Annotated in this window: 12 protein-coding genes; 9 read left to right on the top strand and 3 right to left on the bottom strand. The window is 70.1% G+C overall.

The features are described from left to right. The first annotated feature begins 13 nt into the window (after positions 1 to 13). From SLW52_RS18205 to SLW52_RS18185, 5 genes are all read left to right on the top strand, one after another. Positions 14 to 163, top strand: coding sequence for a hypothetical protein (locus SLW52_RS18205; RefSeq protein WP_320740880.1), 150 nt, complete (start codon positions 14 to 16; stop codon positions 161 to 163). A 132-nt stretch (positions 164 to 295) separates the two neighbouring features. After that, positions 296 to 1,012: a YitT family protein gene (locus tag SLW52_RS18200; RefSeq protein WP_053069717.1), complete on the top strand. Its 717-nt coding sequence runs from the start codon at positions 296 to 298 to the stop codon at positions 1,010 to 1,012. A gap of 572 nt (positions 1,013 to 1,584) precedes the next feature. Next, entirely contained in the window at positions 1,585 to 2,919 is a 1,335-nt protein-coding gene (locus SLW52_RS18195; RefSeq protein WP_320740879.1) for a hypothetical protein, read from the top strand. Positions 2,920 to 2,956: 37 nt separating this feature from the next. Next, the gene (locus tag SLW52_RS18190) at positions 2,957 to 5,026 is read left to right on the top strand and encodes a LodA/GoxA family CTQ-dependent oxidase (protein WP_320740878.1); all 2,070 of its coding nucleotides are present in this window, start codon (positions 2,957 to 2,959) and stop codon (positions 5,024 to 5,026) included. Positions 5,027 to 5,075: 49 nt separating this feature from the next. Next, positions 5,076 to 6,191 (top strand): FAD-dependent monooxygenase, encoded by a 1,116-nt coding sequence (locus SLW52_RS18185; protein WP_320740877.1) that lies wholly within the window; start codon positions 5,076 to 5,078, stop codon positions 6,189 to 6,191. A gap of 209 nt (positions 6,192 to 6,400) precedes the next feature. Here SLW52_RS18185 and SLW52_RS18180 read toward each other — a convergent pair whose 3' ends face one another. From SLW52_RS18180 to SLW52_RS18170, 3 genes are read right to left on the bottom strand one after another with little or no spacing between them, the layout of a single operon-like run. Beyond that, entirely contained in the window at positions 6,401 to 7,564 is a 1,164-nt protein-coding gene (locus SLW52_RS18180; protein ID WP_320740876.1) for a hypothetical protein, read from the bottom strand. Positions 7,565 to 7,617: 53 nt separating this feature from the next. After that, positions 7,618 to 8,157 carry a DNA-3-methyladenine glycosylase I gene (locus SLW52_RS18175; RefSeq protein WP_043095742.1) on the bottom strand — a complete coding sequence of 180 codons (540 nt, stop codon included), beginning with the start codon at positions 8,155 to 8,157 and terminating at the stop codon, positions 7,618 to 7,620. Between the two features lie 14 nt (positions 8,158 to 8,171). Further along, complete coding sequence (locus SLW52_RS18170; protein ID WP_320740875.1) at positions 8,172 to 9,965, bottom strand: DUF4153 domain-containing protein; 1,794 nt, start codon at positions 9,963 to 9,965, stop codon at positions 8,172 to 8,174. Between the two features lie 105 nt (positions 9,966 to 10,070). Between SLW52_RS18170 and SLW52_RS18165 the strand changes: the two genes are divergently transcribed. The 4 genes from SLW52_RS18165 (at position 10,071) to SLW52_RS18150 (ending at position 14,319) form a co-directional block, all read left to right on the top strand. Further along, complete coding sequence (locus tag SLW52_RS18165; protein WP_010344126.1) at positions 10,071 to 10,637, top strand: YqgE/AlgH family protein; 567 nt, start codon at positions 10,071 to 10,073, stop codon at positions 10,635 to 10,637. Between the two features lie 7 nt (positions 10,638 to 10,644). After that, entirely contained in the window at positions 10,645 to 11,142 is a 498-nt protein-coding gene (gene ruvX, locus SLW52_RS18160; RefSeq protein WP_156117377.1) for a Holliday junction resolvase RuvX, read from the top strand. Positions 11,143 to 11,161: 19 nt separating this feature from the next. Continuing rightward, entirely contained in the window at positions 11,162 to 12,109 is a 948-nt protein-coding gene (locus SLW52_RS18155) for an aspartate carbamoyltransferase catalytic subunit (protein WP_152236595.1), read from the top strand. Positions 12,110 to 12,318: 209 nt separating this feature from the next. Beyond that, positions 12,319 to 14,319 (top strand): M1 family metallopeptidase, encoded by a 2,001-nt coding sequence (locus SLW52_RS18150; RefSeq protein WP_320740874.1) that lies wholly within the window; start codon positions 12,319 to 12,321, stop codon positions 14,317 to 14,319. Positions 14,320 to 14,391: the final 72 nt, after the last annotated feature.

Below are 14,391 nucleotides of genomic sequence, written 5' to 3'. Positions count from 1 at the left end.
GCAGGCGCGCGGCTTGCCGCAGAGCGCGGCCGAGCGCTTCACTGCCTGGACCTGGGCGTGGCTGGCGATCGCCGGGCCGTTGGCGCTGCTGGTACTGGTTGGGATGGTGATGGCGATTGTGGTGGCGCGGCACGAGATCCAGGTCGACTTGCCGGCTCGATAGGAGCGCGGTGGGCGGCCGGCGCGGGTTGCACGGCGTTCCTGCAATCGCCAGCTGCACACGGCGATCAAAGTTTCATGTGCAACAGACTCGTGGCTGGTGTCTAATACCGCCCCCCACGCTGTGCCCCCTCCCGTGAGCCTTCCCGATTCCGATCTGCGTCCGGACCTGGACCCGTTGCCCGACGACGGCACCGTCGTCACCGCCGGACCGCTGACCCCGCCACCGGATTCGGCTGGCACCGTGCAGGATGCGCGCGCGCTGCGCCACAGCGTGGCCGAGGACGTGCAGGGCATGCTGCTGGCGACCCTGGTGGCCTCGCTGGGGCTGGCGGTGTTCGCCCATGGCGGGCTGATGATCGGTGGCATGGCCGGCGTAGCCTTCCTGCTGCACTACGCGCTGGGCTGGAACTTCGGCCTGATGTTCGTGCTGGTCAACCTGCCGTTCTATTGGCTGGCGGTGCGGCGCATGGGCTGGGAATTCACCCTCAAGACGTTCGTCGCGGTCGCCGCCTGCGGCCTGCTGACCGACCTGCTGCCGCGCTGGGCGCAATGGGCGACGATGACGCCGCTGTTCTCGGCACTGGTCGGCGGCGCGCTGGTCGGCCTGGGCATCCTGTTCTTCATCCGCCACCGCGCCAGCCTGGGCGGCGTCGGGATCCTCGCGGTGTACCTGCAGCGCAGCCGCGGCTGGAGCGCGGGCAAGGTGCAGATGAGCTTCGACGCGGCGCTGATGGCGGTGGCGTTCTGGCTGCTGGCGCCGCAGCAGGTGCTGTACTCGGCGATCGGCGCGGTGGTGCTGAGCCTGGTGCTGATGTTCAACCACCGCGCCGGACGCTACATGGGCGTGTGAGGTCTGCCGCCGGTCGCCGTCGCGCGATCGGCGACGCGCGCGTCGCAGTACGCAGGGGTTCCTTGCGGATGCGCGAACGTCTCGCGATCTGCACGTACCGCATCTGCTCATGCATGACATGCCTGCACTGCCTGCAGGCCAACGACGCATTGTCGCGCCGTGCTGCGCGCGACAGCCGCCGCGCTGCACGGTAACTGTCTACGGAATCTCCGCGGTGTCTACGAAACAGCCTTGCTGTCCAAGTGTGACGCAGCGCATGCTGCTGTCGAAGAAAGGATGAGTGCGCACGGACGGCGTAACGCGATCGCGGGGAGCGCGATCCCACCTGCATGACGTTCACCACGATGTTCGACGCCGCGCCTGCGCGGCGGCGCGGTGCTGCCTGTCCGGCGCGCCGCGACGGCTGCCGGCGCTTACAGCTTTTCCACGGAACGAGGGGCAGTGCGATGAAACGTGCGATGGGATTCGCAGCATTGGTCTGTGTGGTGGTTGCGGCGTGCTCTGCCGTGAATCCTGGGTCGGGATCGAAGCCCGGCAGCGGTGGCGGGACGGTCACGCCGGCACCCACGCCGGTGGCGGGATCCGGATCGGGGCCCGCGCCAGGCGCAGCGGCCTGCACGCCGCCGGGGCCGCCGGCGCCGTCGTGGTTCCCGCATTCGCAAACGCCGGCGCCGGATTCGGCCGGCTTCGCGTCCAGCAGTAATTGCGAGTTCCATCAGTGGTCGTGGAATACGTTCCTGTGGCTGACCCAGGACGTGGGCGGGCAGCCGCGCTTCCTGAGCATGTCCAGCGATGGCATCGGCGGCGTGGCCGACGGCGTCCTCGATCCGTTGATCGGCCGCTCGCAGCAGGCGCGCACCGTCGAACTGATCGATCAGGCGGGCCCGGACGGCGTGCTGGTGGATCGGCATGGGCGCGCGGTCTATTACTCGATCCATTCCAACGACGTGTTCGGCCAGTTCATCGCCAGCAATCACCTGCAGGATCCGAAGGCGTTGCGTGCCTTCGATCCGAAGGCGGCATTTCCGGTCGGCAGCATGACCCTGAAGGCGGCGTGGAAAGTGGTGCAGCCGGGCGAGGACGTATCCACGTTCTATACCCGCCAGGCGCAGATCGCCAAGCTGGGCATGCGCAAGGGCAAGATCATTGCCACCGGCGACACCGAAACCCAGACCGTGGCGTTGGTCGGCTTCCACATCGGCGGCACCGTCGCCGGCCATCCGGAAATGATCTGGGCCACGTTCGAGCACCGCGAAAATGCGCCGGACGTGGACACCTCGCTCGATCCGGGCCAGCCCGTCTCCGACAAGGACTGGACCTTCTACAAGGCCGGTACCCCGATCGAACAGTGCAACGTCAACGCCGCCGGTGCCGGTGCGCTGACCTTGAACGCGCAGACCCAGACCCTGAGCCCGGTGACCCAGGTCTGCCGCATGGTGCCGTACGGCGGGCAGAAGCCGTGCCCGAGCGGCCAGGACTGCAACATCGCCAACATCCAGTCGATGAACACCTCGGTGCAGAGCCAGTTGAACGACGTGTGGAAGAACTACTTCGAGGTCGGTGCGATCTGGTTCGTGGCCAAGGATGCGTTGGCGCCCAACTGCACGTTCCAGCCGGGTTCGGCCCTGGAATGCATTCCCTCGCCGACACCCGAAGGTGCGCCGCCGCTGCTCACCGGCTCGATCAAGCTGTCCAATTCCACCATCGAGACCTTCACCCAGGTGCAGAGCACGCAGAACAACTGCTTCGCCTGCCACAACACCACCCAGGTGATTTCGCCCGATCCGCGCGCGCAGTCGTTGCCGGGGCTGAACGTCAACATCAGCCATGTGGTGATCAACGACTACTTCCAGGCGCAGTTGCCGCAGAAGGCCCCGCCGGCGGCGCGGCCGGCCACGCCGCGCTGAGGCGCGCCCCTCACATCCGGATCAGGAGCAAGTCACCATGACCAGCAACGTGTTTCGCGTGCATCCGGCAATCGGCATCGGCCGCGTTGGCGACAGCCAGGAGTTCTATCTCGCACCGGTGACCGCGGCCGGCACCCGCGGTGCCGACGGGCTGATGGGCGGGCTGCCGGTGCAGCCCGGCACCGAGTCCACGCCGATCACCGCCGAGCAGTTCCGCGACGCCGCCGGCAACGTCAAGCGCCAGGCCGCGCGCTTCCACATCTACGCCTACCCCAGCGGCAGTTCCGGCACGTATCCCAACGGCGGCGGCGTGCGCGTGGACGTCGGCAGCTCGATCGACGGCAAGACGGTCAAGGACATCGTGTGGACCGTGCATTTGGCCAACAAGAAGCTCAACAACTATTCGACGGTGAGCCAGGGCGGCCAGTTTCGCGGCATCGGCGCCTACGAGGAGCCCGGGCTGCTGGAACTGCGCAACCCGAACTATCCCGATGCCGCAAATCCCAGCGATCCCAACGATCCGACACGGTTGCGGCAGTTGGTGATCGATGCGGGTCCGCGCGCGCTCAGCGCCGCCGCCGCGGGCAGCAGCGTGGTCGCCTTCGACATGACCACCACCGCCAGCTACGCAGATGCCGGGGGCACGATCCAGCAGCAGCCGGCCTATCCGGTCAGCTTCCCCTCGATGTTCCATACGCTGCACGAACCGCTCGGCAAGCTCGATTCGTTGGGAGACATGCGCGTGGAGGCCAACGGCGCGCTGATCGTGGCCGGCGGCTTCGCCCGGACCTCGGCGGTGATCGGGGCCAAGGGCAGCTATCCGCCGCTGGAGGACGCGACCGAAAACGGCCTCTGGTACGACGATGCCGCCGACGGCCCGGTCAATGCCGTGCTGATCTTCAACGACGGCACCACCGCCAGCGTGCAGGGCGCCTGGTACGTCACCGGCGACCCGGGCTATGCGCCGCAGACCCGCAATGTGGTGTCCACCTGGGACGACGTCTACGACGTGTGGGTGCGCGCACTGGGTCTGGTGCCGTCGCTGTACGCAAACAACGCGTTCGTCGCGACCTACCAGCCGTCCTTCAGCGACGACATCCAGCCGATCTTCCACGCGGCGATGCTGCAGCGCTGGAACACCAATCTGCCATCGGGAGCGGTCAAGGGCCACGACATGATCGGGCAGATCCAGCCCACCGACGATCCGAGCGCGAAGATTCCCAACCTGAAGACGCTGATCCGCGACCCGGCCTCCGCCGCCGACACCGAGACCGGCTCGCCGATGATGCCGCTGTCGCTGGGCGATGCGCAGAAGAGCTTTCTCAGCGTCAGTTCCACCCAGTACTTCCTGCTGAGCCAGTGGCACGGCAAGAACTACGTGCAGGGCGGCGCACCTGTGCTGGGCCCTGGCGAAGCGCTGGACCGCGTCACCCTGCAGAACTGCCTCGGCGGACGCTACAGCCCGGGCATCGAGGTGTCGTTCCCGATCCGCGACGTGAACCTCTACGTGCAGGACTGGAAGGCCCAGGATTGCGGACCGTTCCGCATCAACCAGGCGCCGCTGGACTACAGCAAAGCGAATCAGGGCAGTGCGTTCCTGAGCTTCGGCTATGTGCCGCTGCAGCAGCACCTGGTGGAGCCGGGCGACTTGTCCAAGTTCATGTCGGTGCCCTGGCACACCGACTACAACTCCTGCGCCACCCATCTGCCCGATCCCAATCCGGGGCAGCAGACCGTCAATCCGAACAACACCTTGTTCTGGTCGTGGCCGGCCGAGCGGCCGTTCGCGGTCTACCCGGCGGCGCTGTGCCAGCTCGACCCCGACGACGACACCTGGTACCTGGGGCCGCAGGTCTATTCGGTGCGTGGCGAAGGCACCGACAGTCCGTATCCGACCAGGGCTGGACGCTTCCAGGCGTACGCGGACTTCGTTGCCAACTGGTCCAAGGTGGGCTTCGTCATCAGTGGCGCGCAGATCGCGCAGGTTTCCGGCAAGCCGCCGTACCCGGCCGAGCTGTTCCTCGAAGTGGCGAGCCAGTTCGATCCGGGCCAGGAGTTCGTGGCGCCGTGGCCGATGGCGAACATGCCGGTCGATCCGAAGGTGTGATGAGCACGCACCTCGGGAGCATATGGACGTCTCTGGACGGGACACGCCGATGAGCGCGCACGACCGCTGCGCCGTCGCCATCGTCGGCGGCGGCGCGGCCGGCTGCGCCACGGCGCTGGCGCTGGCCGCGCGCGGGGTCGGGGACGTGGTCGTGGTCGACATGGGCCGCGCCGCAGGCTGGCGGCTGGGCGAGGCGCTGGCGCCGACCGCCAGTGCGGCGCTGCAGCGGCTGGGCGTGTGGGAGGCGTTCCTGGCGCAGCGGCCGCTGGCCTCGGCCGGCAGTTGCGCCAGCTGGGGCCGGCTGGAGCTGGGCTACAACGATTTCATCGTCGCCGGCCAGGGCAAGGGCTGGCACGTGGACCGCGCCGCCTTCGACGCGATGCTGGCCGCGGCGGTGCCGGCGCAGGGCGGCACGCTGCTGCGCGGCCTGCGCCTGGGCGCGGTCGGCCGCGCCGCCGATGGCGATCACGTGCTGGAACTGCACGAAGAGCAGGGCGGCGTGCGCCGGCTGCGCGCCGGGTTCCTGGTGGACGCCAGCGGCATCGCCGCCGCGGCGGTGCGGCGGCTGGGCGTTGCCCGCAACGAGGTGGATTGCCTGGCCTTCGTCGCCGGTGTGTTCGCGCTGGAGCGGGCCGAGGCGATTCCGTCGCAGGCCTTGCTGGAGGCCTGCGCCGACGGCTGGTGGTATGCGGCGAAGTTGCCGCATGAGCGCTTGATGCTGGCCCTGGCGCTGGAGCCGCGCCGGCAACGGCAGTACCTGGACCGCGACGTGTGGCTGGCGGTGGCGCACCAGACCCGGCATGTCGCGCAGTGGTTGGCGCAGGGCGCGGCGTGCGCGCCCGAGGCCGATGGCCTGATCGCCGCACTGGGGCCGTCGGCGATTCTCAGCCGCGTGGTGGGCGCCGACTGGTTGGCAGTGGGCGACGCGGCCAGCGCCTACGATCCGCTGACCGCGCACGGCATCGTCAAGGCCCTGCAGGACGGCGAGGCCGCCGCGCACGCACTGGCAGCGCATCTGCAGGGTGCCGGCCCGGCACCGCTGGCGGCGTACCAGGAGGGCGTGTTCGCGCGCTTTCGCGCCTACCTGCGCGAACGCGGGGCGCTGTACGCGCGCGAGCGGCGTTGGGCGCAGGCGCCGTTCTGGCAGGCGCGGCTGGCGGGGTGATGCCGACCGCCACGCCGTGCGCGAGCGGTAGAGGACGCTGGCGCTCAGATCCCTTCAACGCCAACCACTTGCCGGCGGTACGGGGCTGCCCCCGCACTATCCGTGCTCGCGTGCCAACGTCGCCGTTTCCGGCGTGATGCAGCGGGGGCGCATTTCCGTTGCATCGCGCGCGAGCCGGTGGCGACCGATCCGCGGTAATCCGCCCACGTTCACTGCGCGGGCGGTGCCGCCGCGGTCAGCTTGACGCTGCTGCGCTCGCGCTTGGACAGCAGCGGCAAGGTCACCGCCTGCTCGCCGGGCGCGGCGTACAGCCACAGCGCACAGCAGGCAGCGTAGGAGGTCAGGTTGCTGCTGCGGAAGGCGACGATGCTGGCGCTGTAGCAATCCGATCCTTGCCGCAGGCGTATGTCGGCGACGTAGTCGAACGTATAGTGACCGGGCCCGTGCCACGGCCATTGCGCGCGTTCTTCGGGGTCGCTGGTCGCTGCTGGAACCGGGCAGCGCGCGTCCGGGTTCGGCCGGCGTTGCCGGCCCTGTGCGTCGAAGCCGAGGCGCTGCAACTCCCGGTCCGCGACCGCGCGCAGTTGCGGGTGCTGCGTCAGCCAGCGTGCGGCGTCCTGCTCCTCGGTCGTGGCGTTCGCAGTATCTGGCGCAGGCGCCAGCGTATGCCGATAGCGGTAGCGCACCTGCAGCACGCGGGAGCTGCTGTGCTCTTGCGGCAGCGGCGATAGCGGGCGCGACAGCGTCAGCGTGTCCTGGAAGTAGTCGCCGTCGCGATAGGCGGCATAGCTGCGGCCGTCGATGCGCAGCCAGTACAGGGTCTGATCGCTGCCACGGCCGTTGATGCTGAAGGTGCCTGTCGCCGGCGCTGTGTCGGGTGCGGTGTTGGGCAGGGCAAGGAAGCCGTGTACGGGGTCGCGGCGCAGCACCGTGATCTCGGTGAACAGGCCAGTGCCGCCGACATAGGATGTGATCACCAGATCGCGTTGCCCGTCTTCGTCCAGATCGAGCAGGGTGTAGTGGTCGTCGCCGTTTTCGGAAACGTCGTCCTGCGCGGTGCCGGCGTCACCCAGGTATGTGCGCACCGCTTGCCATTCGTCTGCGGTGACGCCGGCCGGTTGCACGAGTGGCGCGGCTGCGGCGCCCGCTGCGGCGAGGTCGAAGCTCACGCCAGTGGTGTCCTCATGGTGCTGTAGCACCGTGTCGATCGGCGTGGGGTTGCTGGCCGGTTCGGCCTCGATCTCGCGGCGCAGTTGCTCGAGTACCTGCGGCAGCGTCGCCGTCCCGGGGGCGCCCGCATGCGCGGGCGCCGGGCATGCGGCCAGTGCGAGCAGCGCCGCCGTCGCCCACGATGTCGGCCGTATCCGTGGCATCCACCGTGGTGCGGCGGCGAAGCGCGCAGGCGCAGCAGGCGCTGCGGCGCCGTTCATGCGCTGCGCATCCACGGCGGATCCAGCTGCGCGATGCGCGCGAACGCCGGGCAGTCTTCGCGGTGCGCGCCGGGCAGGTAGCCCAGGCTCATCAGGAACTCGCCGGTGATCTCGCCGCCGGTGAAACGGAAGGTGCGCTTGAACAGCTTGATCCACTCGGCCTTGCTGCGCGGATGCTGCGCGTCCAGCCAGGCGGCGAAGCTGCCGTGGCTGGCGCGCAGGCGCTGGATCACCTGCGCGTTGTGGATCGCCGCCTGCACCTTGAGCCGGTTGCGGATGATCCCGGCATCGCCGAGCAGGCGCAGCACGTCGGCCTCGCCGAAGGCCGCCACCGTGTCCACGTCGAACCCGGCGTAGGCGGCGCGGAAGCCGGCGCGCTTCTTCAGCATCAGCTCCCAGCTCAGCCCGGCCTGGTTGATCTCCAGCACCAGCCGTTCGAACAGGTCGGCTTCGGCGCGTTGCGGCACGCCGTACTCGTGGTCGTGGTAGTGGCCGTGCACCGGGTGCCCGGGGGCGATATCGCAGTAGCTGCTCATGCGGCGGGTATCCGTCAGTCGATCTGGTCGTTGGGGTCGGCGGGGTACAGCTCGGTCCGCTGGGTGCCGGGCAGTTGCAGGTCGGGCCAGCGCCGCGGCAGCACCTGCAGCTTGCCGTCGCGCAGTGCCTGGTACAGCGCCTCGGCGTTGTCGCCGTGGCGCGGGAAGAAATGCGTCCGCGCCACGTCGCGCCAGCCGCTGCCCGGGTCGGTGTGGATCCGGCATTCGACGCCGTAGCCGGCGCTGGCATTGCACAGCAGCACGTCGTCGTGGCCATCGCCATCCAGGTCGCGGCGCAGCGCCACGCACTGCGCGCCCTCGCGCCGGCAATTGCCGTCCTCGATCTTGCCGGCCAGCAGCGCCTGCCACCAGGCGGCGTCGGGCTCGGCGCTCCCGGCGGCCGGCACGATGCGTTGGCGCACCTGCAGCGGATCGGTGCTGCGCGGCGCATCCTCGTTGTCGCCGCCCCAGCGCTGCTGGCGCTGCAGCACCTGCTGCAGGCGCTCGCGCTGCACCGGATCGTCGGCGAACGCGGGCACCTCGCGCAGCGCCTGCACCGCGCGGTAGCCGCGGCGGCCGCTGTCGAAGCGCAGGTAGGCCAGGTCCAGTTGCGCGGCGCTGGTGCGGCCATCGGCCAGGCGCTGCAACTGGTCGCCGACGACCAGGCGGTAGGGGTCCAGCAGCGGCGAACTGGTCGCCAGCGCCAGGCCGATCACCACCCACGACAACACCCGGTTCACCGGCGCCAGCGGCTGCAGCCAGCGCGCGCCCGGGCGCAGCACCGCCCAGGCATAACCGCATGCGTAACCGCAGGCGACCACCGCGACCAGCACCCCGGCAAAGCGCTCGGTACTCCAGCCGTACTGCCCAATGCGCAGCCACAGCGCGTACAGCGCCAGCCCCGCGTACAGCGGCAGGCTCAGCAGCCCGGCGTCGATCACCCGTTGCAGCCAGGCCGGGTAGGGCGCGTCGGCGGTGCCGTCCTGGTACACCGCATTGACGAACACCACCAGCGTGGCCACCACGGCGATCAGGATGCTGGCCGCCGCGCGGGTCTCCCACAGCGGCTGCAGGCCGGTGAACGGCAGGCTCAGCGCGAACAGCACCGCCACGAACGCCAGCAGCGGCAGCAATCCGGTGCAGATCGCGAACAGGATCTGCCGCATCACCTGCACCGCGCGCTGCTGGGTGCGGCCGATCAGGATGCCCAGGCCGAACATGGTGCCGGTGGCCAGGTAGACGAAGGCGGTCTGCCGGAACAGGTCGCGGAACAGGGTCAGCTTGACCAGCGCGAACAGCGCACCCCACAGCCACAGCACCAGCCAGCAGATCCCCACGAACAGCAGCGCCAGCGCTAGGGTCAGCGCGTTCTGCCAGGCATGCTCGAACAGGTCGCGGTACGGCGCCTGCCAGCGCCCGTGCTGCAGCCGGCACTGCAGCCACGGCAGCAGCACGAACATCGCCAGCGCCACGGTCGCAGCGAACGGGCGCAGCACCTGGCCGGCGCGCAGGCCGGGCGCGCCGGTGGCGTTCCACACCGCCCAGGCGGACAGGGCCGCCACCAGCACCGCCACTGCGATGGTATGCTGCCACAGGCGCAGCGCGCCCAGGTGCCGCACCGACAGCAGGGTCATGGTCGGCACGGTCAGCACCAGGGTGTACCAGCACACCTGTCCGCCCAGGGAGCCGAACGGCCACAGGCCGCGCTCGGCGCCGCGCTGCGCCAGGTACAGCAGCGCGCCCTGCAGCAGGGCCACCAGCACGATGAAGGCGCGGGTCTGGCGTGGCAGGTCGGGGGGCGTGTCCATGCGTGCGTGCTCCTGGGCGACCGGTCGCGGCCGCGGTCGGGCGGATTATGGCAGCCCGCCGCAGCCCGGGCAGCGCGCACGCGGGAGGGACGATAGAATGGGGCCATGTCCGCTTTGCCCACGCCTCTGGCCAACCAACTGCTGATCGCGCTGCCGGCGCTGTCCGATCCCAACTTCGCCCGCAGCGTGGCGCTGATCTGTCAGCACGACGAGAACGGCGCGATGGGCGTGGTGGTCAACCGCGCCTCCGAATACACCCTGGGCGAAGTGCTGGAGCAGATGGGCATCGAGACCATCGACGCCACGCTGCGCGAGCAGGTGGTGCTCAGCGGCGGCCCGGTGCATCCGGAGCGCGGCTTCGTCATCCACGACGGCGCGCACGGCTGGGATTCCAGCCTGGCGTTCGCAGACGGCCTGTACCTGACCACCTCGCGCGACGTGCTCGAGGCGATGGCGCGCGGCGAGGGGCCGCGCAACGCGGTGGTCGCGCTGGGCTGCGCGGGCTGGGGCGCCGGCCAACTGGAGTACGAACTGGGCGAGAACAGCTGGCTGACCGCACCGGCCGATGCCGAACTGCTGTTCGAGCTGCCGCTGGAGCGGCGCTGGCAGACCGCGGCCGGGCGCATCGGCGTGGACCTGTTCCGCCTCACCGACTACAGCGGGCATGCCTGAGTCCGGCCTGCCTGCGCCTGGCGCACCCGCGCCCGCCAGCGCCGCGCCCGCGACGATCCGCCGCGACGGCACCGTGCTCGGTTTCGACGTCGGTCACCGCCGCATCGGCGTGGCCGTCGGCAGTTGTTTCGGCAACGGCGCGCGCGCGCTGGCGGTGATCGACGTGCATGCGCAGGGGCCGGACTGGCCGGCGCTGGACCGGCTGCATGCCGAATGGCGGCCGCACGGCCTGGTGGTCGGCGATCCGCTCACTCTCGACGGTGCCGACCAGCCCAACCGCAAGCGCGCGCACGCCTTCGCCCGCGAACTCGGCGCGCGCTACCGCCTGCCGGTGGTGCTGGTCGACGAACGCTCCAGTTCGGTCGAGGCCGCGCAGCGCTTCGCGGTGGACCGCGCCGCCGGCCGCAAGCGCCGCCGCGACGCCGCCGCGCTGGATGCGGTGGCCGCCGCGGTGATCGTGGAGCGCTGGCTGGCCGCGCCCGACGACGCCATTCCCCCTCCCTGATCCACTGCCCGGACCCGCCATGACTGATCCGCAACTCGATTCGAACGGGCGCCTGCGCCACCTGCTGACCCTGGAAGGGCTGCCGCGCGCGACCCTGCTGCAACTGCTGGACCGCGCCGGGCAGATCCGCGACGCGGCGGTGGGTCGGGTCGGCAAGCGCAACGTGCTGGCCGGCACCGCGGTGTGCACGCTGTTCTTCGAACCGTCCACGCGCACCCGCAGTTCGTTCCAGCTGGCCGCGCAGCGGCTCGGCGCCGACGTGCTGAACTTCGACGCCTCCACCTCGTCCACGCGCAAGGGCGAGACCGCGCGCGACACGCTGAAGAACCTGGAAGCGATGGGCGTGCGCGGCTTCGTCGTGCGCCACCCCGAGGATGGCGCAGTGGAGCGTCTGGCCGAGGCGGCGGGCGAGGGCACCGCGCTGATCAACGCCGGCGACGGCCGCAGCGCGCATCCCACCCAGGGCCTGCTCGACATGCTGACCCTGCGCCACGCCAAGGGTGGCGATTTCTCCAAGCTCAAGCTGGTCATCGTCGGCGACGTCAAGCATTCGCGGGTGGCGCGCTCGGACCTGCACGCGCTGCGCACCCTCGGGGCCGGCGAAGTGCGCGTCTGCGGTCCGCGCGCGCTGCTGCCCGACGACGACACCCTGGACGGCTGCGTGGTCGGCGAGGATTTCGACGCCATGCTCGACGGCGTGGACGCGGTGATGATGTTGCGCCTGCAGCGCGAGCGCATGGAGGAAGGCCTGGTGACCTCGCTGGAGGACTACCACGGCCAGTACGGCCTCACCGCCGAGCGGCTGCGCCGCGCGTCGAAGGACGCAGTGGTGCTGCATCCGGGCCCGATCAATCGCGGCGTGGAGATCACCGACGAAGTCGCCGACGGCGCGCAGTCGTGCATCCTGCGCCAGGTCGCCAACGGCGTGGCGGTGCGCATGGCGGTGCTGGAGACCTTGCTGGGCTGAGCCCGGCGCGCGTCGCCCTGCCGTCGTAGGAGCGGCGCTTGTCCCCTTCGGGGATCAGCTGCGATGGGCCTTCCCGGTAGCGCCCATCGCGGCTGAAGCCGCTGCTACGCGGCCTTGCCGAGCATCCGCTGCCGAAGGTGGCGAACGGCACATTCGCGCCACCCCCAATCGGCCTACCATCGGCGGCGATCCTCCCCACGGACGCCACCATGATCCTTGTCCTGCGCCGCGCTGCGTTCGCCGCGGCTTGTGTTTCCCTTGTCGCCGCCGCCCAGGCCGATGCCGCCACTACCGCCGCCGCGGATGGTGCCGGCACCTACGATCCGCAGGCGCTGTTCGCACCGCTGCAGTTGCCGCAGCCGGCCAACGCCTACCGCAGCGGCGGCGGCGTGCCCGGCCCGCAGTACTGGCAGAACCGCGCCGACTACGACCTGCACGCCACCCTGGAACCGGCCACGCACACGCTGCGTGGCCAGGAGACCATCACCTACAGCAACCGCAGCCCGGACACGCTGGACGTGCTGTGGCTGCAGCTGGACCAGAACCTGTACCGCAGCGATGCCCGCGCCCGCAACTTGCGCGCCGCGCGTGCCGACCGGCCCGCGCCGCAGAGCACCGAGGGCTACCGCATCGCCAAGGTGGAACTGGAGCAGGGCGGCAAGCGCGTGGCGGCCACCTTCCTGATCGACGACACCCGCATGCGCGTGGATCTGCCGCAGCCGCTGGCCAGCGGCAAGGCGCTCAAGCTGCACATCGACTACGCCTACACCGTGCCCGGCACCTGGGGCGGCCGCACCGCGGTCACGCCCACCGCCGACGGCGACATCTACGAGATCGCGCAGTGGTATCCGCGCATGGCGGTGTACGACGACCTGCGCGGCTGGGACACCCAGCCCTACCTGGGCGCGGAGTTCTACCTGGAGTACGGCGATTTCGACTACGCGGTGACGGTGCCGTGGGACTACCTGGTGGCCGGGTCCGGCGAGCTGGTGAACCCGGCGCAGGTGCTCACCGCCACCCAGCGCCAGCGCCTCGCGCAAGCCGCCGCCAGCGACAGCACGGTGACCATCCGCGGCGCCGATGAGGTGGGCACGCCGGCCAGCCGGCCCAGCGCCAGCGGCACCCAGACCTGGCGCTTCCACATGGACCACACCCGCGACGTCGCCTTCGTCGCCTCGCCAGCGTTCGTCTGGGATGCGGCGCGGATCAACCTGCCCGAGGGCAAGCATGCGCTGGCGATGTCGGTGTATCCGCGCAGCGCGGTCGGCAGCGACAAGTGGGGCCGCTCCACCGAGTTCGTCAAAGCCTCGATCGAGCACTTCTCGCAGTGGTATCCGTACCCGTGGCCGGCGGCGGTGAACCTGGGCGGCCACGGCGCCGGCATGGAGTATCCGGGCATCGTCTTCGACGACATGGAGGATGGCGGCAAGCAACTGTTCTGGATCACCGCGCACGAACTCGGCCACGGCTGGTTTCCGATGATCGTCGGCTCCAACGAGCGCCGCCATGCGTTCATGGACGAGGGCTTCAACACCTTCATCGACGTCTACGCCTCCGACGCGATCAACCATGGCGAGTTCGCGCCCAAGCGCGATGGCGAGTACGCGCCCGGCGGCGGCAACCCGGTGGACGAGATCCTGCCACTGCTGGCCGACGCGCAGGCGCCGACCCTGCTCGATCGCGCCGACGCCACCAGCGAGAAATACCGGCATCCGCTGACCTACTTCAAGGGCGCGCTGGGCCTGGTGCTGCTGCGCGAGCAGATCCTCGGCCCGGCGCGCTTCGATCCGGCGTTCCGCAAGTACATCGCCAGTTGGGCCTACAAGCACCCGACGCCGTCGGATTTCTTCCGGCTGATGGAGAGCGAGGCCGGCGAGGACCTGAGCTGGTGGTGGCGCGGCTGGTATTTCAACAACTGGCAGCTGGACATGGGCGTGCGCGCGGCCGCTTACGTCGATCATGATCCGGCCAAGGGCCTGCTGGTGACCTTGGGCAGCCGGCAGAAGCTGGTGATGCCGGCGACCCTGCGCATCGACTTCGCCGACGGCAGCCATCTCGATCAGCGCGTGCCGGTGGAGACCTGGATGCAGCAGACCCAGCCGCAGATCCGGGTGCCGAGTACGCAGAAGGTGCTGCACGTGACCCTGGATCCGGACCATGTGCTGCCCGACGCCGACCGCAGCGACAACCGCCTGGACACGGTGAGCTGAGCGTGTCGCGGCCATCCGGCGCCTGTTCGGCGTCGGATGGTCCGCGCAAACGTGCTGCGGCCGCAACATTCG

Source organism: Xanthomonas sp. LF02-5 (assembly GCF_034105325.1).
GTDB lineage: Bacteria > Pseudomonadota > Gammaproteobacteria > Xanthomonadales > Xanthomonadaceae > Xanthomonas_A > Xanthomonas_A sontii.
This window is presented reverse-complemented; position numbering and strand designations above follow the sequence as displayed.